Raw genomic sequence first — 22,396 nt, forward strand, 5'->3', positions numbered from 1 at the left:
CGTTCAGGGTATGTGTAATCGTGCAGTCTGTGTTGAAGTGTTATTTTACAAAAACACAAAAAAATAAAGAAATCCCTATTAATTTTAATGTCTCACGATATAATGAGTGGTGATTTCTAGTTTCACTATACTATGTTCACGTAAAATTTAAAAATCTATCATGATTGTGTAAATGCATTGTAATTATTCGAGCGAGGAGAGATGGTTTTGATAGAAGAGACACTGACCCCTACTTTACATGCTGAGGTCACCTACTTGGAATTAGCTGGAACGACGTTTCGTTTCGAAGCACGTTTAAGTGGATTGGCTGATTTTTTGCGTGCCGAACAAACGTTATTTGAAAATCCTACATCGCAACAGCAACCTGAACTTGAGGAACATGACGATGAGTATATTCAGTCTGAACCTACTGAAGCATTGGTACCGCTTGAACGTGCCATCGTCTTCCGTAATAAACGAAACAAACGGACGTTCATTTGCCGCTTTCCATTCGAAGGTGACTGGACGGAAGAGTCCTTTACAGGCGAATTGAACCTGAATCATATCACGCCGACCGGTCGTCCATTGCCGATGGGCTATTTTGATGCGTTCTTCGCCATCGTCCAAGGAAAGACGATCTTACATGAAGCGCCTTTTGGTGACACGCGTTCGTTAATCCCGGTCGCTTACCGCGTCGATACAAAACATAGTAACGCCTTGATCTTACTCGAATATGAACTTGTCGTGCAGTATTCGGAATACAGCAACTCTTTAGGTTTCCATTCCCTGAAGAAAGGCGAATCGAAACGTCTAATCCAAGTCATCGATCGCTATAAGAAGTGGAAGAAGAACATGAAGAAGCGCGCGTTCAAGTTCCGTCGTTTCACATTCAAGGCGATTTATAACGTCACGAAATGGACGCAACCGATCCAAGAGAACAAAGTCATCCTCGCTTCGGATTCACGGAGTGATATCAGTGGGAACTTTGCTTATATCTTGGATGAAGTCAAGCGTCGCGATCTCGATCTCGATGTGAAGACCTTCTTCAAACCGAATCTCCAGTCTCGTCGTGATTGGCGTGACAAGTTTGCCTTGCCATACCATTTAGCGACAGCAAAGACGATTCTTGTCGATGACTTCTATCCGATGATCTATCCGTTGAACATTCGTAAAGGCAGTGATTTGGTTCAAGTCTGGCATGCCGTTGGCGCCTTCAAGACATTCGGGTACAGCCGTCTCGGAAAACCAGGTGGTCCAAGCGCGAACTCGCTTAGTCACCGGAACTATACGAAAGCCATCGTCAGCTCCCATAATGTCGCCCGTCATTATGCTGAAGGCTTCGGGTTACGGGAAGATCAAGTCATCGCGACCGGTATTCCACGGACGGATATGTTCTTCGATCAACCGTTCATCGAGGAAGCGAAAGCACGTATCTATGAGGAATATCCCATCTTCAAACAAAAGAAAGTCATCATGTTCGCGCCGACGTTCCGAGGAAATGGTGCGAAGAGTGCCTATTATGATTTTGATCAACTCGATCTTGATGCGCTGTACGAAGCACTTCATGAGGAGTACGTCTTCGTCCTTAAACTGCATCCATTCATCCGCCGCCGGATGGAGATTCCAGAAGTCTACGCTGACTTCTTCCTCGATTTGACGGATCATCGTGAAATCAATGAGTTGCTGTTCGTCTCAGACATCTTGATCACGGATTACTCATCGACGTGTTTCGAGTTTTCCCTCTTGAATCGACCGATGTTGTTCTTCGCGTATGACCTTGAGGACTATATCTCAAAACGTGATTTCTATTACGACTTCGAGGAATTCGTTCCGGGTCCAATCGTCAAGACATCAGAAGAGTTAATTGAACGGATTAAAAACAAAGACTTCGAAATGCATAATGTCAAAGCATTCGCAGAATATTTCTTTGAACATCAGGACGGGAAATCGAGTGCCCGGTTCGTTGATCAAATCCTGCTGGGTGAGAAAAAATGAATCGCCCCATCAAAACAGTGACCACGCCAACGTACGATCATTGGCTTGGGAACTATAAGGTCTTACTCATCTTCATGGTCGTCTTCGGTCATTTGATCGAGACGTTTCGAGATTTACCGGGAAACGATAGTGTGAGGATGGCGTATAACGTCATTTACTTGTTGCACATGCCCGCCTTCATCTTCATGAGTGGCTACTTTTTCAAACAAGTTCGACCTCAACGCATCCTCGCATTCGTTGCCCTGTATTTCATCTGGCAATCGATTCACGAAATCTATTTGTCCTACACGCAGGATGATTCCTTACGTGAGATGCTCGATGGGTTACTCCATCCGCTCGTTCCGAATTGGACGCTTTGGTATCTGCTCGGGATCATCATTTGGCAAACCGTCACCCCGGCATTCCAGGTGATGCGTTTCCCGCTGATCGTCAGTGTCTTATTTGCCTTGTTGATCAATGCCAATCCAGACTCGATCACGAACTTCCTGTCGTTACAAAAAGTCGTCAGTTTTTATCCGTTCTTCTTGATGGGTTACCTCGTCAAAGAGCGTGGTTGGTTGACAGACGCTGGCTGGCGAAAGCAGATGACGGCACCGATCGGTCGACTGATTGGACTAATCGTCTCACTCTTGATTGCCGTCTTCATGATTGTCTGGACGAAAAACGGATTTGATACGGTCTGGCTCTTCTACCGCGACACCTACGGGGAATTTGAAGTCTCGCTTCTGAAGGGAGCAGCGATTCAATTGTTCCTCTATGCTGTCAGTACGATCATGATTTTCTCGGTCTTGTTGCTCGTGCCACACCGGTCATTCGGAGATCGATTCGACCAGATCGGCATCCAGACGCTTGCGATTTACTTGATTCACTCGTTCATCGTCCGTTTGTTCCGTGATTCGGTTCCACCAGCCATTACGGAGTCGCCCTTGTTACTGATCGGACTGTCCTTCTTGCTCGCTACCGGATTCGTCTGGTTGCTCTCGAGTCGACCCGTCGTGACGATCTTCCGACCGTTGCTATCACCGAACATTAAATGGTTATTAAAAAAAGACCAATAAATCTGAACCGGGGCTGACTCAAAAGTCAGTCTCTACAAAGATAAGGGTGGCAGAATAAAAATCTGCCACCCTTATCTCGTAACACAAAAAATGGCGCGTCACACGCCACTCCTACAGGAAAAGCGCATCTTGCGCTGTCAGAGACAAACAAGACCCGTTTTTCTGCTTGAATGAAGCAGGAAAACTGGCTTGTGTCTCGCCTGAGGAAAGGGCGTGAAAAGACGCGTCATTCTTTTTTGAGTCAGCCCCTTTTTCGAATCCTCAACTCGTCTACATTGACAGGGCCTTTAGCTTGAATCTAAGATAATGAAGGTAAATCAAATAACCGCTTACAGAAAGCGGGTCGAAAGAAGGGGTCCCCTTGCACGCGGATCAACGAAAAAAATTAACGGTCCTCATGATCAACATGTTTATTGCCGTCGGGAGCTTCGGGATCATCATTCCGATTCTGCCCGCTTACTTAGCCTCGATTGGACAAGGCGGGACAGCGGCTGGATTAATGATTGCGATCTTTGCCGGAGCACAGCTCGTCATGTCGCCAATCGCTGGAAAATGGGCAGATCAATACGGTCGGCGCAAGATGATCATCTACGGATTGATCGGCTTGACGCTCTCGATGTTCGTCTTCTATTTCTCGAACTCCGTCACGGTTCTCTACATCTCGCGCGCAATTGGCGGTGCCGGTGCTGCACTCTTGATCCCAGCAATCTTTGCTTACGTCGCGGACATCACGACGATGGATCAACGCGCAAAAGGAAACAGTTACGTCTCAGCTGCGATGTCACTCGGTATCGTCATCGGTCCTGGAATTGGTGGATTCCTTGCCGAATACGACTTAAAATTGCCACTACTCGTCTCAGCCATCGTCTCGGGGGCAGCCGTCTTATTCAGCGTTCTGTTACTTCAAGAAAGTGAAAAACACGATGCGACAGCGATGGCACCAGATGAAGGGTCGATGCTTAAGAAACTGGGAACATCGTTTAAGAAACCGTACTTCGTACCGCTCATCATTACACTCGTCATGAGCTTCGGTCTCATGGCATACGAATCAGTACTCGGTCTATTCGTTGACGACCAATTCGGCGCTTCACCGAAAGACATCGCCATCATGGTGACGTCGACCGGTATCATCAGCGTCATTGCTCAAATCTTCATCGTCGATAAGCTGTCACGTAGTCTCGGAGAAGGAAAGGTCTTGAATCTGTTCCTGTTCATCGCGGCACTTGGTTTCTTCTTATCGTTATTGGCATCAAGTTACGGTGGATTCTTTGCAATCACCCTCGTCATCTTCCTCGCGACGTCAATTTTACGTCCTGTCTTGAATACGATGATTTCAAAGCTTGCTGGAAATGAACAAGGGTTTGCCATGGGGATGAATAATGCCTATATGAGTATCGGGAACGTACTCGGACCGACGCTTGCAGGTGTCCTGTATGACGTCAACATTCTCTATCCGTTTGCACTCGGTCTGATTTTCCTCGTCGTGACGTTCATCGGATCGTTCATCTGGCAAAAACGTCAAGCACGATTGATTGCCAAGGTCGAACAGAGTTCTTAAACGAATCAAAAAAAGCCTCGATTGCTCTATCCCGTCGGACAGAGCAGTCGAGGCTTTTTCGTTTAGCGATATTCGTCCGTCATACGGATTGTTCCTCTGTTCTTGACACGAGCAGTTTCGCAACGATTTCTGTTAACAAGAAAACGAAGACGACTCCTGTAAAATCCAGCGTCAACCACGGCATCAGACCACAGCCGATCAAAAGCGTCCCAATCATTAACGGACGATACGAAGAAAAGGATGGTCCATTCGGACGGACACTCAAAAGGACGCTCACGACACCAAGCACGATGAGCCACGTCACTGAAATATCATAGAAAAAGTGATCAATCAGTAAAAACAGACCAATCGGATACAGCGGAACCCACCAACGGTTCATACCGATACCTCCCGTTTTCTTTTCAGTATCGCATGGTTTGAATTGATTCCCTTTATTTTGAAATGACTTATCCGTACTGCTTTTGATGCGCACGTTTGAGTTCAAGATATTCTTCGTCTGCCCGGATCAAATCCCATTTTTCTTGGAAGATGGCCGCAGATTTTGCTTTTTCTTCGTCGATCTCACGTGTATGCAATTCTTTGGTCTCTTTATCTTTATATTTGCGCCCACCCTTATAGTTCGCGTAACGTCGTGCGCGCGTATGTCCCATCTGAATGAACTTCCGCGCCATATCCATACCGACGAAGTCTCCGTCTTCTTTATAAGCTAAATACATCTCATAAATTTTCTCAGACGATTCCTTCGCGATGTCCGGTGTCTTAAAACGCCAGTGCGGCAAAATCTCACTTTTATAAGGTTCGACGAGTAAGACCCCTTGCTCCCCGCGTCCAACCCGGTACTTTTCCGGCTCCTTACGAAAATCCGTCGTCTTGAAATCGAGATCGTAATCAAACGCCATCCCGGTCACGCTCCCTTCTACTTCGAAACGTTCCCTTCCCGTCCATTCATCAATCCTCGATCCGGTAGAGTCCTTGCGTATAAATCGTCGCTAAGACGTGCGCGATCTCTTCGATCGTCGCTGTCGCCTCTTCGCGGACGACTTCGAATAAATACATCTCATTCGCAAAGAACCAACCACGGGCGACGAGTTTCGAGTCGACATCCTGCCGCGCAAGTCCTGTCTCCTGCGCATACTGGATATCCTGACTGATCCGATCAATGAACCGTTCCCGAATCGCTTTCCATTTCGCACGGACGATGTAAGACACGCCGATTGCTTGCTCGACAATCCGTAGTATCGCTCGTTCTTCTTCCGCGAGACGCAAGAAATCCGTCGCTTGCGTCACGATGCGTTCCTTTGCCTCGAGCGGCGTCGTCGGTTCGAATGTTCGTTCCGCGATCGCGTGGAAGCGGCTCATGACATCTTCCATCAGGACGACGAGCAGCTCATCTTTCCCTTCGAAATGGACATAGGCTGTTCCGTAGCCGACGCCCGCTTGTTTAATCACTTGTGAAATCGTTGCCGTTTGAAACCCTCGTTCTAAGAAGACGTCACGTGCCGCACTCAACAGTTTCTCGCGTGTCCGCACTGTGCGCAGATGACGTTTATCGATTTTTTCTGGTTGAGAAGATGACATGTCCTTCACTCCTTTTGTTTTCTCTATTCGATAATATTGACACAATGTCAATTTGTTTGCTACGCTTTTGTCAAAATTGATTGAGCATTCATTTGAGGAGGATGACGTATGACACTGCAAGCAAAACGGACCGATGCTGTTGCTCGGGACGAGCAAGATGCACTCGCTGCCTATCGTGATGAGTTTTATCTGCAACCGGGTAGTATCTATATGGACGGAAACTCGCTCGGCTTATTGTCGAAGCGTGCCGAGAAGACGTTGCTCGAGTCGCTATCAGACTGGAAAGAACTCGGAATCGATGGCTGGATGAAAGGACGTCATCCTTGGTTCGAATTATCGGAACGTCTCGCTGCTCTCAACGCTCCGCTCGTCGGCGCACAAGCAGAGGAAGTCATGGTCACTGGTTCGACGACCGTCAATCTCCATCAACTCGTCGCAACATTCTTTCAACCAACAGAAGGACGAGACAAGATTTTAGCGGACGCGCTGACGTTCCCGTCAGACATCTATGCCCTTCAAAGCCAACTTCGCTTACGTGGCCTGGATCCGGAGACACACCTCATCCAAGTACCTAGTCGGGATGGTCGCTTTTTAGAGGAAGATGATATCATCGCCGCGATGACGGATGATATCGCGTTGATCGTCTTGCCGGCTGTGCTTTACCGAAGCGGACAAATTCTCGACATGGAGCGTTTGACGAAGGCGGCACACGACCGTGGCATCCTGATTGGTTTTGATGGTTGTCATTCCGTCGGAGCCGTTCCCCACGCGTTCCATGACTGGGGTGTCGATTTTGCCTACTGGTGTAATTACAAGCACTTGAACGGCGGTCCTGGAACGGTTGGTGGATTATTCGTTCACGAACGTCATTTCGGAACGTTGCCTGGTCTGACGGGCTGGTTTGGTTCGCGGAAGGATAAGCAGTTCGATATGGATCATACGATGACACCGGCGGCGCATGCCGGTGCCTTCCAAATCGGCACACCACACGTCTTAAGTCTTGCTCCACAAATCGGTGCATTAGAGATGTTTGACGAAGTCGGTATCGAAGCCGTTCGGACAAAATCACTCGCGCTGACGCAGTACATGATGGACCTTGTCGAGCAGGAACTCACATCGTACGGTTTCGTCATCGGAAATCCGATCGATGATAAACGCCGCGGGGCGCATCTCAGCCTCGAGCACCCGGAAGCAGCACGGATCTGTAAAGCACTCAAGGAAAATCGGATCATTCCCGATTTCCGGGCACCAAACATCGTCCGTCTAGCACCCGTCGCGCTCTACAATACGTTTACCGATGTCTATGACGTCGTCGCGACACTTAAACGAATCATGAAAGATAAAGAATACGAACGTTTCGCGAATGAACGCGAAGTCGTTGCTTAAGGAGTACACCATGGAACAACCTACTGAACTACGGCGTGAACTCAAGACACGCCAACTCACGATGATTGCAATGGGCTGTGCGATCGGTACCGGTCTTTTCCTCGGAAGTGGGCTTGCGATCGGACTTGCCGGACCGAGTGTTCTGATCAGTTACGCAGTCGGCGCTTTCATCGTCCTACTTTTAATGGGCTGTCTCGCTGAAATGACGGTCGCCCATCCGACATCTGGCTCGTTCGGTACGATTGCCGAACGATACATTAGTCCATATGCGGGTTTTCTCGTCCGCTATTCATACTGGATCGCAAACGTTCTCGCGATCGGCGTTGAGGTCAGTGCGATCGCTATCTATATGAAATACTGGTTCCCCGACGTTCCCGGGGTCGTCTGGATTCTCGTATTTGCTGCCGCGTTGATTTACATCAATGCCACGACAGTCAATACGTTCGCGACCTTCGAATACTGGTTCTCGGTTATTAAGATTAGTGCCATCTTGCTATTCATCCTGCTTGGCGCCTACTTGGTCATCGGTAGTCCAAGTCCTGAGATTGGTCCTCAAAACTTCACAAATGACGGTGGATTCATGCCGTTCGGCTTCTCAGGTCTCTGGATCGCGATCTTCATCTCCCTGTTCAGCTTCCTCGGAACAGAATTGATTGCCGTCACTGCTGGTGAAGCGAAGGATCCAGATGTTGCTGTACCGAAAGCATTAAAAGCGACGGTCTTCCGCCTCTCGACGTTTTATGTCGTCACGATTGCTTTGATGTTGATGATCGTCCCATGGCAACAAGCAGGCGGTGTCGATCAAAGTCCGTTCGTCAAAGTAATGGAGATGCTATCGATTCCATATGCAGGCGGTATCATGAACTTCATCATCCTGACAGCGGCGCTGTCTGCGATGAACAGTCAACTGTACGCTTCGACACGGATGATGTATTCGTTATCGAAGGCAACGTATGCGCCAAAAGTATTTGGACGCTTGAATCGAAAAGGTGTACCGCTCTTCGCACTCGCCTTATCGACACTCGGCATTTTTCTCGCAGCAATCATCAGCAGTCAATCGAGCGTCTCTTATCCATTCATGATGGGGATTTCGATGTTCGGGGCGATTTTCACATGGTTCATGATTTTCATCTCCCATCTGTACTTCCGTAAAGCCTGGGAACGTGAAGGTGGACGGACGTTACCGGTTCGGATGATGGGCTATCCCTATCTGACGGCCCTCGGTGCATTGTTGTTATTCGCACTCGTTCTAACGACATGGTTCACGGATTTCCAAATCGTCTTGAAGTTTGGTGTACCGTGGTTAGTGTTCTTATCGATCGCCTATTTCTTCTGGAAACGGGCGCATCCAGAACAACCACAGACCGCTGAAAAACGAAAACTGAATTAACTTGATAAAGGGGATGAACGGGAATGACAAAGACAGATCCTACGTCTATTGAAGCATCGATTCAAACGGATTTTAAGAAAGATATGTCCTACGGGGATTATTTGCAACTGGATCCATTGCTCACGAGTCAACATCGCTTATCGGGGCATCATGATGAGATGCTGTTCATCATCATTCATCAAACGAGCGAGCTATGGATGAAGCTGATCCTGCATGAGATGCGTGCAGCGACGCAAGCGGTCGCAAACGATGATCTCGAATCATCGTTTAAGATGCTCGCACGGATTTCAAAGATTCAGCACCAGTTGATTCAGTCGTGGAATGTCTTGTCGACCTTGACCCCTGCCGAATATCTGGAATTCCGTGACGCGCTCGGTCATTCGTCCGGTTTTCAGTCGTATCAAAAACGTCAAATCGAATTCGCGCTCGGTTTCAAGAATGAGCAGATGCTAAAAGTCTATGCACATGATGAAACACTCTATCCGATGATGCTCGAAGACTTGAAGACACCAAGCATCTACGATGAAACGATTCGCGCGATGGCGCGTCATGGACTACCGATCGACGAGTCCGTCCTTGAGCGTGATGTCACGCAAGACTGGACGCCAAATGCAAGTGTCGAGGCCGCTTGGGCAAGCGTCTATCGAGATGTCGAGCAATACTGGGATCTGTATGAACTCGGTGAAAAACTACTCGATATCGGAAGCCAGCAACAGATGTGGCGCTTTAACCATATGAGTACCGTCGAACGGATCATCGGACAAAAGCCAGGAACGGGCGGTTCGTCTGGTGTCAGTTATCTACGGCGTGTGCTCGACCACCGGTTCTTCCCGGAACTGTGGTCGGTCCGCACGACATTATGAGGAGGATGAAACGATGACACGATGGATTGATGTTTCACAACCACTTGATCGTCACGTCACGACGTGGCCGGGGGATACACCGTTTGAAGCCACATTGACATGGAATAAGGCAGACACCGGTTCCGTTAACGTCGGCAAAGTTACGATGAGTCTGCATACCGGTACCCATGTCGACGCGCCGTTTCATTTTGATGATGCTGGACAAAAAATCATCGACCTGGATCCAGACCTCTACATCGGACATACGCGTGTCATTTACTTACCAGGGCGTACAGACATCACAGCCGCTGATTTAGATGGCTTTGAGCTAAATGACGTCCAGCGCTTGATCATCAAAACGGATGGTTGGATCGACAAATCAACGTTCCCAGAAACGATTCCCGTCTTGACTCCAAGTCTTGCTGAACGTCTCGGAGAACTCGGGATTTCGCTGATTGGTCTTGACTTACCAAGCGTCGATGCGATTGATAGCAAGGAAATGGCAGCCCATCACGCACTGGCACAGCATGGAATCCATATCCTCGAAGGACTCGTCCTCGATGCGATCACGCCTGGTGATTACCACTTGAATGCCGTCCCGCTCCCGCTCGTCGACGGCGATGGTAGTCCCGTTCGCGCCTTACTTCGTCCATACTAAAAAATCCGTCCAGCAGCCTCTCTGCTGGACGGATTTTTTACTGATGTAGCGGTTCGAATAGACTGGCTTCGATCTGACGAATGACATGTCCGAGAACTGCAAGTGACGAATCGACCTCAAATCCTTGATCGAGTGAATGATTCGCTCCTTCGATAACATCGATCATTAATTGTGATGTCCGACACGTTTCAAGTGCTGCCTCATCATAAAACTTATCGGCCGTGCCAATGACGATCAGTCCAACTTGCGACGAGGTGGCGATTCGTTCAACCACTTCATTTAGGACGGGTGTTAAGAAAACGAAGCGTGCTGTCTGTAGACTCGGCTTAGCAAGTAACGCGGCAAGCGGAATCGTTCCTAACGATTTTGCGATAAACTGAACGTTTTCGTATGGATGCGTCGCAAGCACTTCCGAGACGACAGCGTCAACTCGGCGCGTCATGCAGGCATTTGATTCAGCGTCTGACATTGAAAATAGCTCTTCTGTCACATAGTGAATGCAGATGACATCGATGCCTCGCGCGAGTAATGCCATTCGACTGTAGTAAAAGTATGGATGGTCGTATACGTACGATGCTCCCGAAATCAAGAAGCAGACCTGTTTGGATCCCATTTGAAAATGATCATATGAAACGGTCGTCTGATCGACGACGATGGATGATTGTTTGATATGCATGAAATCCCCCTATGTTTTTTCTAGACTTTACCATTTCAGAAGTAGACTGTCATGTCTTTTCAGTTCTTCCAAGCTAAATAAAAAAGGCAATGAACCTTACTTGATTCATTGCCTTCCATACTTTTTATCCAATCGGAGCAAACACCGACTGCTCGACTTGTTTTAACTCATAAAACGCCCCTTGTCGTGTCATCAAATCGGCATACGTTCCGACTTCGATGACTTGTCCTTGATCCATGACGATGATTTGATCCATCGCTTCAAGACCCGCTAAGCGGTGGCTGACGAGGACAAGTGTCGCATCCGTTGCTCGCGCAAACAGTCGCTTGAGAATCATCTGTTCCGTCAAAGCATCAACGGATGACGTCGGTTCGTCAAGCAAGTAAAGCGATGCTTCTCGCAAGAGCACGCGGGCAATCGCTAGCCGCTGTTTTTCTCCTCCGGATAAGTTCTCTCCTTTTTCAAACACACGATCACTCAACTCGAATGTCGTTAATCCGACATCATCGAGTGCTTGTCGCATCGCTTCATCCGTCGCTGCTTCGTTTGCGAGAAGTAGATTATCACGAAGTGTTCCATAAAAGTAGTGATTTTGTTGCAGGACGACATTCGCGTGCTGCCAGAGTCCTTCCGGATCAACCGTCCGACTATCTTGACCAGCAATCGTTAATCCGTCCGCTTTATACATCCGTAACATCAATTGCAGTAACGTGGATTTCCCGGAACCACTCGCCCCGACGATCGCCGTCTTCTTGCCGGCAGGAATCGAGACGGTGACGTCACGTAAGACCGGACGCGGTGCATCAGGGAACGTGAACGTCAACGCGTTCGTTTCAAAGGATGGTGCCTGATTGAGAACAAACGTGTCATAAGTTGGCTCTTCTTGCTCGGTCACGACTTCATCAAGTCGTTTCGCAGCATGCCGGCTGTCTTCAAAAAAGCCGGGTAAGATCGCCATCGGTGCCGCATTTTCAAAGACGGTCAGCGATGTCATGACGAGTAAAGCGAGGAAAACTCCCTCGAGTTGTCCGCTTGCGACGAGATAGGCACCGACACCAAGGACAAGCCAAGAGATGATCAACGTCACCATCGTATTCAAGGCCAGGTTCGAGACAGCGTGTAAACCATTACGTTTCTCTTCCTCGACATACCGTTTCGCGACGGCATTCAAGTCCTGTTCCTTTTGGTCGAGTTGTTGGTAAATCTTCAAATCACGATAGCCTTGGAATAACTCTGTCACTTCTGTCGACAAGTCACCACGTCGAACACGGACTGAACGGGCGAAGCGTTGTTCACGGTACGCGAACCATCCCGGAATCAAGAAACCGGTCAGAATTAAACCAAGCAACAGAATCCCGGCAATCGTCCATGAGAAAAAACTGACGAAAAAGATCGTACAGAAGAAAACGAGCAGTAACACGATAGGTGGATAGAGGACACGTAAGAAGGTATTTTGTAGACTCTCAACATCCCCGACGATCCGCGCAAGTAAGTCACCACTGCGGTACTTACCAAAAATCCCTGGCGCAAGCGGCTCGAGACGACGGTAAAATGACGTTCGGATGTCACTAAGAATCGTAAACGTCGCCCGGTGCGAATAGTAACGTTCCGCATACCGACTGACGGCGCGCGTCAGACTCGACACTTTTTGCAGGGCGATCAAGACGGCGAGTGTCTGGATCGGTGGCAACAAGGCTGCCTTTGAAATCAGGTAACCACTTGCTGCGAATAAACCGACCGCTGTCACACCGGCGAGGACACCGAAGAAGATCGACCAGGCGATATCGCGTTTTTGATGCACCATCAACCGAAAGACTCCTAATAATTCCTTCATCGTGTTTCCTCCCCTCTCTGGACGCTACGCATCCGCGCATATTCCGAATCGCGACCAAGCAATTCATCATGGGTGCCACGATCGACGATTCGTCCGCCGTCGAGAACGACGATTTGATCCGATCGTTCAATCGTATGCAAACGGTGCGCGACAGTGATGACCGTTGCCGATTGTCCGAGTTGCTCAATCGCTTGTTGGAGCAGTCGCTCCGTTTTGACATCAAGTCCAGTCGTCGGTTCATCAAAGACGACGACGTTCGGGCGTTTCAAGAACGCTCGTGCTAACGCAACACGCTGTTTTTCGCCACCCGATAGACCGCGTCCACCTTCTCCGATCACCGTGTCGATCCCTTCAGGCAACGTCGCAATCAACTCCTCGAGCCCTGCCGCCTGCGCCGCTTCGAAAATCTCTTCCGGCGTCGCTTGACGAAGCTCACCAATCGCGATGTTTTCTGCCAGTGTTCCGGCATACAGATACGGATGTTGAGAAATGTAGCTCAACTGACGAAACCAGCTTGTTTCCTCCACCTGACCGCGCTCGGTTCCGTCGAGTAGAATCCGTCCTTCTTGTGGATCCGCGAGTCCGGCAATCAACTGCAAGACGGTCGATTTACCGGCCCCACTGCGACCGATCAACGCTACCTTTTGATACGGCTCAATCGTAAGCCCGATATCTTGCAAGGCAAAACGTCCTTCTTGGTACGTAAAGCCGACTTCATCCAAGACGATTCGTGGTGGACGGTTCATCGAAAGTTCTGATTGCCCAAAGGCAACAGGACGATCGTCTGCCGTCAATTCGGCTGCGATCTGTTTCGCTGCCGCGACACTACCGCGTCCCGTATGGAAGGCAGCTCCCATCTCTTTTAAGGCAAGATAGTATTCTGGTGCCAACACGAGCATCAAGAACGCTGGGATAAAGGTGATGCTTTGGAACAAAATCAAGCGCAGACTGACCTCAAGTGCAATCATTCCCATGCTGAGCATCGAGATGAACTCAAGCATCAACGACGACAAGAAGGCGAGCTTCAAGACCGTTAACGTCGCATCTCGGAAATCAAGACTGCTTTTTTCGATGACGTCACGTTGTCGTTTTGCACGACCAAATAACTTCAAGGTCGTCAGTCCCTGCAACGTATCAAGGAACGTTCCCGAGAATGCCGTCATCTTCTCGAGTTGAGCATCCGCCCGCTTTTGCGTCATGATGCCGATGATGATGTAGAACAACGGAATGAACGGTGCCGTGATCATCATGACGAGACCGGTGATCCAGTCATAGCTGAATGCCGCGATCAAGACCATCAAGGGAACGATCGTCGTCTGGACAACTTTCGGCAAGTACTGACTGTAGTAGCTGTCCATCTCGTCTACAGCGTCGAGCAAGACACTGACCTTCTGTCCCGCTTGCCCTTGTAGCATCATCTCGACCGAACGACCTGTGTATTTCGCGACGAGTGCTTCCCGGAGTGCCTGCTTCATGTGTGCCGATAACGTCGTACCGAGACGACCGTTCCAATACGTCACGGCGACTCGGAGCAATAACATCCCGAGGACGACGAGCAGTAACGGAATGACAGCTTCAAACGGTTGTTCTTTTAGGAAAATGCGATCGACCGTCAACACGATGCCGTATGACTGACCGACGACTGCGACCCCCATTAAGAAAGCCGCAATGATGAATTGAATGAGAATATTACGTGGAATCTGGACGATTCCTTTTAATGGATTCATATACAAACGTCCTTTCACAAAGTGTGAACGACTTTTAGTGAATATTTTCACATATCGTACATTTAGTATACCGAATCCGGAACGGGGATGCCATGCAGATGCTGTCGAAAAGGTGTGACGGTTTTGTGAGAGCATATCATTCGACAATTTTTCATTATCGAACTATTATGGATATACATTATCCACGTTTAACGAAAGGAGTCTTTCTATGCAAATGAAAACAGGAGTCGAGCAATCCGTTTATGCGATGTTGCTCTTAACCTTCCTGCCGGAGCGCGCCGTTTTGTCCGGTGAGTTCATTAGTCAGCAACTTGGTGCTTCACCGACCTATTTCCAAAAGCTCTTACGAAAACTCGTTCAGGCGGATCTGTTGTATTCCGTACCTGGTGTCAAAGGGGGCTTTCGCTTGCGACGTCCGGCAGAAGAAATTCAAATCTTCGATGTCTATCAAGCCATTGAGGGCAAACAGACATTGTACGCGTCAAGTGGTGTCTTTGAAGATTTGATGGGGATTCAGGAACAGGAGATCGGTCTGCTCTCGAATCTGATGACAGAGGCAGAAGATGCGTGGCAATCGACGTTGAAGCGCGAATCGATCGGCTCGATCCGTCAAGCGATTGATGCCTCCTGTCCACCGGAGCATTTAGAACGATTGCATGCGTTAATCACAGACCGGATGATGACACTTTAATGTACAGAAAGAGGTTTTTACTATGGTATTGAATCGTTATTTCGACTTATTCGACGCGTCACGCACAGACGCACAAGCTTTCGAGGATCTCGTTTCCTTATTCACGACAGACATCACGTTCGTCCTGAACGGACAACCAAAGCACGGCATCGACGCCTGGAAACAGTTCGTCCGTCATGTGTTTACGGCGAATCAAGACATTAAGCACATGTACGCAGGCTGGGAAGAAACAACACCAGGAACATATGAAACACGCTGGGCAGTTTGCGGAAAACGGGCAGACGGTAGCGTCTTCACGCAAGACGGAAAAGATATCGCACGTCTTAATGAAAACGGACGGATCGCTTACCTGGAGAACGTTCCAGATGATCCGACGATGTTCCGTTCATAAGATTGCTTTTAAATAGCGAAAGAGGCTGACATGTGAGTCAGCCCCTTTTTGGTATTTAACGTTTCAGTACAAGCCGTTTCAATAAATAGCCCGTGATGACGAGTAACGACGCAATCGCGATATAGACCATGTAGACCAACAAGTTTGGCGCAAATCGTGACACGATGTACGTCAATACGACGACAACCGTATACAGCAACAAAAATAGACTGATGTGCTTCAACTTCAACACTCCCCTTTGAATCCTTCTCTCTTCTTTACGGAAACGACTGGAAAATGTTTCAAAAGGTATGTCTTTACTTCGTTTTATAGATTCTTCGCTTTGAATGTGTCTCCACCTTCGATCGTGCCGTTATCAAAGCCTTTTTGGAACCAACGCTCTCGTTGCGCCGATGTGCCGTGAGTGAAACTTTCCGGTACGACATATCCTTGTCCTTTCTCTTGTAACGTATCGTCCCCAACAGCATTGGCTGCTGTCAACGCTTCTTCGAGATCGCCTTCTTCGAGCAAGTTTTCTCCTTGCGCGTGATGCGCCCAGACGCCGGCATAATAATCTGCCTGTAGCTCGAATCGAACGAGGTATTTATTGAACTTCTCCTCACTCATTTGCTTTCGAAGTGGCATGATCTCATCCGATTTTCCGAGTAACGTCTGGACATGATGCCCGACTTCATGCGCAATGACATAGGCCATCGCAAAATCGCCCGGTGCTCCGTATTTCGTCTGCAGTTCATTATAAAAGCTTAAATCAATGTATAATTTCTGATCACCGGGACAGTAAAAGGGACCGACGGACTTCCCTGCTTGTCCGCAAGCCGAACTAACTTGATCCGTATATAAGACGAGTGTCGGTTTTTTATAGGTCTTACCATCTTCTTTAAATTCTTTCGCCCAGACTCGTTCCGTATCGGCCAAGACGACGGAGACAAAGTCCGCTGCTTCTTTTTCCTGCGCTGTTTCCTCATACGTCGTATTTTGCTGATCCCCACCGGTTAAGTCTCCGAGTAGTTCAGTTGGATTACCACCCATCAATGTGATGACGATCAGCAGGATGATCCCGACACCACCGCCGATACCGGCGATTCCTTTCCCACTCATTCCCCGCCGGTCCTCGACGTTCGAACTCCGTTCTCTTCCCTTCCATTTCATGCGCTTTCCTCCTACCCGTTTCGTTATTGTTCTTTACCCAAAAGCTTTTATACGTAACGCTTCAGGACATCATGGATGAAACAGAAGTCTATTGATTTGATGCATTTTCTAGGAATATCCTTCTACTGTAGAGAAGATTAGTAGCAGAACCGATCTTTCGGATCCAATTTTTTCTACGCAAAGGAGGTACGACATGAAACCTCATCTACTTTTTTTATCTTGGCGTGATGCTCGACATCCACAAGCCGGAGAAGCTGAAACTTTTATTCATGAAATGTTGCGGCGTGTCAGTACTACCTACCGAGTTACCCATTTGTCTGTCTCATTCAAGGGCGGATCACCGACGGAGTATCGAGATGGTATCACTTACCTCCGTTATGGTACGACAGCTTCTCTTATTCCATATGCACTTTATTATTACTGGTCTTATGCTAAAACGATTGATTTAGTTCTGGATCATTTGAATGGGTTTCATTTCTTCACACCACTTTATGTTCCACGTCATAAACGAACTTTATTTCTTTATCAATTGATTCGTGAGCGTTGGTCGACGACGCTTGTGTTTCCTTTTTCAAAGCTTGGCGAATGGACAGAGACTCGACGGTTAAGCTGGTATAAAGATAGTCATGCCTTGACTGTCAGCCCCTCTGTTGTAGACGAACTACAAAGTGCTGGTTTTACTAACAGTCATATCACGATGTTGCCGCCAGGACTTTCCTTTTCCCCGTGGTCTGAACAGGAATGGGAGTTAAAAGAACATGTTCCAACCTTTCTATATATCAACCGTCTGAACGAAAAAGAACTTCAAGATGCGATTGGGGCATTCCTCATGGTCCAACGTGAGTTTCCTGAGACACGCCTCTGGCTGATTGGTATCCGTAACAGCTCTCATCTTTTGCAATACCTTACACTTCCCCTTCCTAAAGAAGTGAAGGATGCTATCACATATTACGATTCAGTCACTGAAACAGAAACGCGCCGCATGATGAGTCGTGCCACCGCTCTCCTTTTCCCTTCCATACGTGAAGGCGTAGGTTTTTCTATTATTGAAGCGGCGGCGGTCGGAACACCATCCATCGTATATGATGCTCCTGGTGTCCGAGACGCCGTTCAGTACGGCATGACAGGCTACATGGCTAAAAACAAAACACCTGGTGCACTCGCTGCCGAAATGCGAGCTTGCTTCCGAGATCCAGAGGAGTACGAAGCCATTCGCATCTCCGCTCATCATTTTGCACGGGCAATGGATTGGCAACAGACTGATCTCAAATTTCAAGAATGGCTGAGACGAGTACTTCTTGATACAAAATAAAGGGAAACTTCAAACGGTCTGACTTCTCCCAACAAGTAGAGAGAAGCCAGACCGTTTAAGTCAATCTTCATACTTTTTATTCTGTTCAAGGTTTTGGAGGATGTGTTCTGGATCAACGCGTTTTGTATAATCCGATGGTACTTCTGCGAAACGAATCACACCGTCCGTATCAATGATGAACGTCGCCGGTTTCGGTAACTGCCAATCCTCATTTCCGTTGTGCTTCGCTACATCAAGTCCCGATGCTTTGTAAATTTCAATCAAATAATCTGGCAGGTCGAACACCAAATCAAATTGACGGGATACATGTAAATCAACGTCACTTAAGACATGGAAACTTAACGCATTCTTGTTTGCTGTCTGCTCAGCAAATTCAGGTGTCTCCGGACTGATTGCAACGACAGTCGCTCCCTGAGCACGAATACGGTCGATTTCCCGTTCATACGCGCGAAGCTCGAGATTGCAGTATGGACACCAGCCACCCCGATAGAACGTCAAGATGACAGGACCTTGCTCGAGTAATGTCTCGATCGCCACAGGCTTGCCGGATACATCGGGTAACGTAAAGTGTGGAATCGTATCACCGACACCTAAACCTTTTGCGATACCAGAAGCAGCCAGCTCAGCTGTCGCTTCCGCCATCAATCGTTGTTTCTCAGCAGGTGCCTTTTGTCGGAATTCCGATTGATACTGTTTGATTTCTTCGAGTAATCGTGTCATATGTTCTCCCCCTTTGTTGCTGTATAGAATAACAGGGAGATTACTCGTTTGTCTCTTCTGACGACTCCTCCGCCTTCTTCCTGAATCGTTTCACAAACCCCATTAGTTGTTCCGGTGTCAGCTCGAGCTTATTCTCATAGACATATTTTGTTCCATATCCGAGTGCAAGGGTGGCGGTCGAAGCAACGCCCGCGGCAATGACGGCACCATACCCCGGAACGAGCTTCGCTATTTGCCGAAAGGCGGTTTTTCCGGAGTTTCCGACGATCGTCACGACAAGCAACTCCTTCGCACTTTCTTTGGATAACTGCCGTTCATACAGATTCGATAACTTGAGCATCAAGCCGATTTGAATTGAAGTCAGCGGAATGATATCAGCTCCCGGAAACGGCACGGCACCAATCGCACCAGCGGCTGTTCCTGCACCTACGATCCAATTGTTGGCGATCTTCCCGCGAACGGTCGGATCCATCTGGCGAACGAACACATTATCCTTGTCGAACTTTTTTAAGATATCGAGGACCTCCCGGCGGAGCCGATCAATGTTCGTTCCTTCTCGTGCTGATACGGGAATGATTTTGGGTCCTGGTAGTTTTTCTGCAATATGGTGGACGATCGTGTCGACATCATCCGTCGCATCCATCTTCGTCACGACGATCAAGACATTTTGGTTATGTTGATAGATTTTTCGAAAGTTTTTCGTCTCCGTCTCAGATAAGACGGTACCTGCCGCATTTAAAAAATAAAGGATGACATCGGCACTTTGATAGTAAGTCCACGTCGCTTCCGAGTTCTTTGTATTGGCATCATTCAATCCTGGTGTATCGACGAAGATGACTTTATCCTCCGGATGCTGCCGGACTTGATCGATACGAATCGTTTCACCCGGGCGCGCCCCGACCGTTGCGACTTCGCGACCAAGAATCGCGTTCAAGGTTGAGGATTTCCCCGCATTGACGTCTCCGATCAAAGCAACCGTCACGTCCTGCTCCAGCGATTGATTGAAATCCCGTCGCTCCGATTCAAACGACTGATCAAAGATTTCCTCCAGTTTGCGTTTCCGTTTTTGTTGATTGGTCTCGAGTCCTTCACCAAAAAAATCATCCATCGTGATCCCTCCCCCTTCTTCTGCTGTCTGTCTTTTCCCGTTATCCCTCGCTTTCAACACAAAGAAGACAAGGGAACATTGCGTCCACTTGCCTAATTTTAGAGATATGTGCTGCGTCGCTCGAGCAATACCGTATCGCGCCATCTGCCTCCGAGCCGACCAATTCGCTCCCGGCGACCGACTTCCCGAAAATCAAAACGTTCATGAAGGCGCAGACTCGCTTGATTTTCCGGAAAAACTTGCGATTGCAACGTCCAGATCCCGGCTGCTTCACTTGCTTTAATGACGTCTTCCATCAAGCATATGCCGACACCTTTACCGCGTGCTTCTTCCGCGATATAGAGGCTGATTTCAGCGACACCAGCGTATGCCGGAATCGAAGAGAATGGACTTAACGCGACCCAGCCGAGCAATTGCTCGTCTTCAATCGCAACGAGACGGCTGTGTGCATGGTGATGCTTCGTCCATTCTTCGTACGGTAATGCTTCCGTGCGAAATGTCGCATTCTCCGTCTTTATTCCTTGTTCGTAGATTCGAACGACTTCTGGATAATCCGATTCTTTCATTAGTCGAATGTGCAAGGTGTCTCCTCTATTCGTTCTATCATCTCATCAAGTTTTATACTTCTAATCGCACTGCCATTTCCCGACCGAATCGATCCCCGTGGTCGATGAAGCCGAGACTTGCATACAGACGGTGTGCCGCCTGATTATCCGGCCGATAGCCGACGACGATTCGTTTTGCAGCAGGTAACGCGCGCATCTCGTCAATCACGGCTTGCATCGCTAATCGTCCGATCCCGTTCCCTTGCTGCGCTTGATCGATCATGATGCGGTAAATCCAGTAGCCGTCGAGTTCTTCTAGCTCCGTGTTGTACATCACAAAACCAACGACGGCTTCACCTGCCATGATCGCCCGAAGGACAAGGCTAGGTTCGAACTTCGCTTGCGCGATCGAGTAGACATTCGCTTCCATGAAGTCTTGCTGTTCTGCTGTCAGTGTCAGCTCACAACACGCTTCCCAGTTTTCTGCTGTTACCGGTACAAGTTGAATCATGTTCATTTCCCCTTTTAGTTAGACGGGAGTTGCCTCCAGCGTCTGTTGATCACATCGTTGCACAGTGATCGCCCCCTTTCCTTCTCTCTCCTATCGGTTGGTTTGATTCATTGTTGAAGGACTGCTGCGTTTTCAAGCAAAGCAGGTAGTTCGACTAACGAAGTAATCATAAACGTCGGCGTGATATCCGTTGCTGATTTTCCTTCTGGATTAAACCAACACGTTGCGATACCGGCTTGATTGCCACCTGCGATATCAGCTGACAAGGAATCCCCGACGATGATCGTTCGCGCTGGGTCGAATTGCGGAATTCGCGCAAACACATGATTGAAGAATCCTGCCATCGGCTTTTGAAAACCCGTCTCCTCTGAAACGAAAATCCCTTCAAAGAAGTCCGTTAATTCGGCGCCCTCGAGCCGTGCGCGTTGCGTCTTCGAAATACCGTTCGTGACGACGTACATCGTGACGTTTCCGGCTAGCTGCTCAAGCAACTCAGTCGCACCCGGAATCAATTCCGTTCCTTGTGCGAGATATCCGCGATACGTTTCGTCAACTTCTCGTCCGTCGACCGTCCGTCCTTCTTCCGCGAAGAACGTCACGAACCGCGAGTGAATGACTTCCTCGCGTGTCACCTCGCCTCGTTCGAGCGCTTTCCAAAGTGCTTGATTGAGTGTTTTATAGCGCGCTTCTCGCTCCGGCGTCCACTGCAACTCTTGTTGCTCGAGCAGGCGGCGAAAGGCAGTCCGTTCCGTCGCTTCAAAATCGAGTAATGTATGGTCAATATCGAATAATACCGTTGTGTAAAACATATTCAAGCTCCTTTTCGTACGTGTTGTACAGTCGTTGTTTTCCCGCCCAGTTGAAATAACAGCACGCCGCCACCAATCAATAGCACGCCGAGCGCTTTTGTCCATGTGAACGGAACAGCTTGTAATCCGAACCAACCGAGCGTATCCCACAGTAAGGCAAACAGGATTTGTGATACCATGACGATTGAAATCGCACGACTCGGTCCGAGTTGTTGAACGCCTTGCGTCACACAGAGGACGACACCGACACCGATGATTCCGCTGAACCAAAACCAGGTTTGCGCCTCTTTTAGGGCAAATAGTTGTGATCCTTCGACGATTAAACCAATCGTCAGTGAAGCGAGGAACCCGAGTCCAAGGACTAGCGTCGTCGTCGCCCAAGCACCAACGTGTTCTTTGACTTTTGCGTTAAACGTATTTTGAATACAGACGAGCATGCCCCCACAAAGGGCAAGGATGATTCCCGTAACCATGTCGCA

Annotated in this window: 24 protein-coding genes; 10 read left to right on the plus strand and 14 right to left on the minus strand. The window is 48.6% G+C overall.

What is annotated here, in order from left to right:
- Positions 1–201 precede the first annotated feature (201 nt).
- The 3 genes from KNQ14_RS14995 (at position 202) to KNQ14_RS15005 (ending at position 4,590) form a co-directional block, all read left to right on the plus strand.
- The gene (locus KNQ14_RS14995; RefSeq protein WP_064300478.1) at positions 202–1,974 is read left to right on the plus strand and encodes a CDP-glycerol glycerophosphotransferase family protein; all 1,773 of its coding nucleotides are present in this window, start codon (positions 202–204) and stop codon (positions 1,972–1,974) included.
- 17 nt (positions 1,975–1,991) lie between these two features.
- Positions 1,992–3,032: an acyltransferase family protein gene (locus tag KNQ14_RS15000; RefSeq protein ID WP_371743360.1), complete on the plus strand. Its 1,041-nt coding sequence runs from the start codon at positions 1,992–1,994 to the stop codon at positions 3,030–3,032.
- A 361-nt stretch (positions 3,033–3,393) separates the two neighbouring features.
- Positions 3,394–4,590 carry an MFS transporter gene (locus KNQ14_RS15005; protein WP_214861579.1) on the plus strand — a complete coding sequence of 399 codons (1,197 nt, stop codon included), beginning with the start codon at positions 3,394–3,396 and terminating at the stop codon, positions 4,588–4,590.
- A gap of 79 nt (positions 4,591–4,669) precedes the next feature.
- On the opposite strand, the gene KNQ14_RS15010 is transcribed toward KNQ14_RS15005, so the two are convergent.
- The 3 genes from KNQ14_RS15010 to KNQ14_RS15020 form a co-directional block, all read right to left on the minus strand.
- Positions 4,670–4,969 (minus strand): hypothetical protein, encoded by a 300-nt coding sequence (locus KNQ14_RS15010; protein ID WP_214861581.1) that lies wholly within the window; start codon positions 4,967–4,969, stop codon positions 4,670–4,672.
- A gap of 67 nt (positions 4,970–5,036) precedes the next feature.
- Entirely contained in the window at positions 5,037–5,489 is a 453-nt protein-coding gene (locus KNQ14_RS15015; protein WP_056064504.1) for a DUF4385 domain-containing protein, read from the minus strand.
- 49 nt (positions 5,490–5,538) lie between these two features.
- Positions 5,539–6,168 (minus strand): TetR/AcrR family transcriptional regulator, encoded by a 630-nt coding sequence (locus tag KNQ14_RS15020; protein ID WP_214861583.1) that lies wholly within the window; start codon positions 6,166–6,168, stop codon positions 5,539–5,541.
- A 108-nt stretch (positions 6,169–6,276) separates the two neighbouring features.
- On the opposite strand from KNQ14_RS15020, the gene kynU reads away from it, so the two are divergent.
- Genes kynU through kynB form a run of 4 tightly spaced genes read left to right on the plus strand, consistent with a single transcriptional unit; the run spans position 6,277 to position 10,444 of the window.
- Positions 6,277–7,554 carry a kynureninase gene (gene kynU / locus KNQ14_RS15025; protein WP_214861585.1) on the plus strand — a complete coding sequence of 426 codons (1,278 nt, stop codon included), beginning with the start codon at positions 6,277–6,279 and terminating at the stop codon, positions 7,552–7,554.
- A gap of 10 nt (positions 7,555–7,564) precedes the next feature.
- Positions 7,565–8,944: an amino acid permease gene (locus tag KNQ14_RS15030; protein ID WP_152995538.1), complete on the plus strand. Its 1,380-nt coding sequence runs from the start codon at positions 7,565–7,567 to the stop codon at positions 8,942–8,944.
- 23 nt (positions 8,945–8,967) lie between these two features.
- Complete coding sequence (gene kynA / locus KNQ14_RS15035) at positions 8,968–9,807, plus strand: tryptophan 2,3-dioxygenase (RefSeq protein ID WP_214861587.1); 840 nt, start codon at positions 8,968–8,970, stop codon at positions 9,805–9,807.
- Positions 9,808–9,820: 13 nt separating this feature from the next.
- Positions 9,821–10,444 (plus strand): arylformamidase, encoded by a 624-nt coding sequence (gene kynB / locus KNQ14_RS15040; protein WP_214861589.1) that lies wholly within the window; start codon positions 9,821–9,823, stop codon positions 10,442–10,444.
- Positions 10,445–10,481: 37 nt separating this feature from the next.
- Here the strand turns inward: kynB and KNQ14_RS15045 are convergent, their stop codons facing one another.
- The 3 genes from KNQ14_RS15045 to cydD all read right to left on the minus strand — a co-directional run bounded on the left by KNQ14_RS15045 (position 10,482) and on the right by cydD (position 14,681).
- The gene (locus KNQ14_RS15045; RefSeq protein WP_214861591.1) at positions 10,482–11,120 is read right to left on the minus strand and encodes a cyclase; all 639 of its coding nucleotides are present in this window, start codon (positions 11,118–11,120) and stop codon (positions 10,482–10,484) included.
- Positions 11,121–11,244: 124 nt separating this feature from the next.
- The gene (gene cydC, locus KNQ14_RS15050) at positions 11,245–12,954 is read right to left on the minus strand and encodes a thiol reductant ABC exporter subunit CydC (protein WP_214861592.1); all 1,710 of its coding nucleotides are present in this window, start codon (positions 12,952–12,954) and stop codon (positions 11,245–11,247) included.
- Positions 12,951–14,681, minus strand: a complete 1,731-nt coding sequence (cydD, locus tag KNQ14_RS15055; RefSeq protein ID WP_214748309.1) for a thiol reductant ABC exporter subunit CydD — start codon at positions 14,679–14,681, stop codon at positions 12,951–12,953. Before cydD ends, cydC begins: the two co-directional genes overlap by 4 nt.
- Before the next feature lie 208 nt (positions 14,682–14,889).
- On the opposite strand from cydD, the gene KNQ14_RS15060 reads away from it, so the two are divergent.
- A complete protein-coding gene (locus KNQ14_RS15060; RefSeq protein WP_214861594.1) occupies positions 14,890–15,372 on the plus strand; it encodes an Rrf2 family transcriptional regulator in 483 nt (160 codons plus the stop codon).
- A gap of 22 nt (positions 15,373–15,394) precedes the next feature.
- Positions 15,395–15,763 carry a nuclear transport factor 2 family protein gene (locus tag KNQ14_RS15065; protein WP_214861596.1) on the plus strand — a complete coding sequence of 123 codons (369 nt, stop codon included), beginning with the start codon at positions 15,395–15,397 and terminating at the stop codon, positions 15,761–15,763.
- 55 nt (positions 15,764–15,818) lie between these two features.
- On the opposite strand, the gene KNQ14_RS15070 is transcribed toward KNQ14_RS15065, so the two are convergent.
- Both KNQ14_RS15070 and ypfJ read right to left on the minus strand, forming a co-directional pair.
- Positions 15,819–15,986 carry a hypothetical protein gene (locus KNQ14_RS15070; protein WP_214861598.1) on the minus strand — a complete coding sequence of 56 codons (168 nt, stop codon included), beginning with the start codon at positions 15,984–15,986 and terminating at the stop codon, positions 15,819–15,821.
- Positions 15,987–16,069: 83 nt separating this feature from the next.
- Positions 16,070–16,912 (minus strand): KPN_02809 family neutral zinc metallopeptidase, encoded by an 843-nt coding sequence (gene ypfJ / locus KNQ14_RS15075; RefSeq protein ID WP_214861600.1) that lies wholly within the window; start codon positions 16,910–16,912, stop codon positions 16,070–16,072.
- A 193-nt stretch (positions 16,913–17,105) separates the two neighbouring features.
- Between ypfJ and KNQ14_RS15080 the strand changes: the two genes are divergently transcribed.
- A complete protein-coding gene (locus KNQ14_RS15080) occupies positions 17,106–18,224 on the plus strand; it encodes a glycosyltransferase family 4 protein (protein WP_214861602.1) in 1,119 nt (372 codons plus the stop codon).
- Between the two features lie 60 nt (positions 18,225–18,284).
- On the opposite strand, the gene KNQ14_RS15085 is transcribed toward KNQ14_RS15080, so the two are convergent.
- From KNQ14_RS15085 to KNQ14_RS15110, 6 genes are all read right to left on the minus strand, one after another.
- A complete protein-coding gene (locus KNQ14_RS15085) occupies positions 18,285–18,944 on the minus strand; it encodes a peroxiredoxin-like family protein (protein ID WP_214861604.1) in 660 nt (219 codons plus the stop codon).
- Positions 18,945–18,984: 40 nt separating this feature from the next.
- Positions 18,985–20,052 (minus strand): YcjF family protein, encoded by a 1,068-nt coding sequence (locus KNQ14_RS15090; RefSeq protein ID WP_214861606.1) that lies wholly within the window; start codon positions 20,050–20,052, stop codon positions 18,985–18,987.
- A gap of 98 nt (positions 20,053–20,150) precedes the next feature.
- On the minus strand, positions 20,151–20,633 hold the full coding sequence (locus tag KNQ14_RS15095; RefSeq protein WP_371743361.1) for a GNAT family N-acetyltransferase: 483 nt from the start codon (positions 20,631–20,633) through the stop codon (positions 20,151–20,153).
- 37 nt (positions 20,634–20,670) lie between these two features.
- Positions 20,671–21,108, minus strand: a complete 438-nt coding sequence (locus KNQ14_RS15100; RefSeq protein ID WP_371743362.1) for a GNAT family N-acetyltransferase — start codon at positions 21,106–21,108, stop codon at positions 20,671–20,673.
- Positions 21,109–21,215: 107 nt separating this feature from the next.
- Positions 21,216–21,917, minus strand: a complete 702-nt coding sequence (locus tag KNQ14_RS15105) for a YjjG family noncanonical pyrimidine nucleotidase (RefSeq protein ID WP_214861611.1) — start codon at positions 21,915–21,917, stop codon at positions 21,216–21,218.
- Positions 21,918–21,919: 2 nt separating this feature from the next.
- The gene (locus tag KNQ14_RS15110) at positions 21,920–22,390 is read right to left on the minus strand and encodes a DMT family transporter (protein ID WP_214861614.1); all 471 of its coding nucleotides are present in this window, start codon (positions 22,388–22,390) and stop codon (positions 21,920–21,922) included.
- Between the last annotated feature and the right edge of the window lie 6 nt (positions 22,391–22,396).

The sequence above is a fragment of the Exiguobacterium sp. s161 genome (genome assembly GCF_018619045.1).
Lineage (GTDB): Bacteria > Bacillota > Bacilli > Exiguobacteriales > Exiguobacteriaceae > Exiguobacterium_A > Exiguobacterium_A indicum.

Bases quoted from the DNA above. Each gene is read 5' to 3' on its own strand.
- ypfJ (WP_214861600.1), bottom strand. From the start codon at position 16,912: ATGAAATGGAAGGGAAGAGAACGGAGTTCGAACGTCGAGGACCGGCGG.
- kynU (WP_214861585.1), top strand. From the start codon at position 6,277: ATGACACTGCAAGCAAAACGGACCGATGCTGTTGCTCGGGACGAGCAA.
- kynB (WP_214861589.1), top strand. From the start codon at position 9,821: ATGACACGATGGATTGATGTTTCACAACCACTTGATCGTCACGTCACG.
- cydC (WP_214861592.1), bottom strand. From the start codon at position 12,954: ATGAAGGAATTATTAGGAGTCTTTCGGTTGATGGTGCATCAAAAACGC.
- KNQ14_RS14995 (WP_064300478.1), top strand. From the start codon at position 202: ATGGTTTTGATAGAAGAGACACTGACCCCTACTTTACATGCTGAGGTC.
- KNQ14_RS15020 (WP_214861583.1), bottom strand. From the start codon at position 6,168: ATGTCATCTTCTCAACCAGAAAAAATCGATAAACGTCATCTGCGCACA.
- KNQ14_RS15030 (WP_152995538.1), top strand. From the start codon at position 7,565: ATGGAACAACCTACTGAACTACGGCGTGAACTCAAGACACGCCAACTC.
- KNQ14_RS15085 (WP_214861604.1), bottom strand. From the start codon at position 18,944: ATGACACGATTACTCGAAGAAATCAAACAGTATCAATCGGAATTCCGA.
- KNQ14_RS15065 (WP_214861596.1), top strand. From the start codon at position 15,395: ATGGTATTGAATCGTTATTTCGACTTATTCGACGCGTCACGCACAGAC.
- KNQ14_RS15090 (WP_214861606.1), bottom strand. From the start codon at position 20,052: ATGGATGATTTTTTTGGTGAAGGACTCGAGACCAATCAACAAAAACGG.
- KNQ14_RS15010 (WP_214861581.1), bottom strand. From the start codon at position 4,969: ATGAACCGTTGGTGGGTTCCGCTGTATCCGATTGGTCTGTTTTTACTG.
- kynA (WP_214861587.1), top strand. From the start codon at position 8,968: ATGACAAAGACAGATCCTACGTCTATTGAAGCATCGATTCAAACGGAT.
- KNQ14_RS15100 (WP_371743362.1), bottom strand. From the start codon at position 21,108: ATGATTCAACTTGTACCGGTAACAGCAGAAAACTGGGAAGCGTGTTGT.
- KNQ14_RS15080 (WP_214861602.1), top strand. From the start codon at position 17,106: ATGAAACCTCATCTACTTTTTTTATCTTGGCGTGATGCTCGACATCCA.
- KNQ14_RS15105 (WP_214861611.1), bottom strand. From the start codon at position 21,917: ATGTTTTACACAACGGTATTATTCGATATTGACCATACATTACTCGAT.
- KNQ14_RS15015 (WP_056064504.1), bottom strand. From the start codon at position 5,489: ATGGCGTTTGATTACGATCTCGATTTCAAGACGACGGATTTTCGTAAG.
- KNQ14_RS15060 (WP_214861594.1), top strand. From the start codon at position 14,890: ATGCAAATGAAAACAGGAGTCGAGCAATCCGTTTATGCGATGTTGCTC.
- KNQ14_RS15045 (WP_214861591.1), bottom strand. From the start codon at position 11,120: ATGCATATCAAACAATCATCCATCGTCGTCGATCAGACGACCGTTTCA.
- cydD (WP_214748309.1), bottom strand. From the start codon at position 14,681: ATGAATCCATTAAAAGGAATCGTCCAGATTCCACGTAATATTCTCATT.
- KNQ14_RS15110 (WP_214861614.1), bottom strand. From the start codon at position 22,390: ATGGTTACGGGAATCATCCTTGCCCTTTGTGGGGGCATGCTCGTCTGT.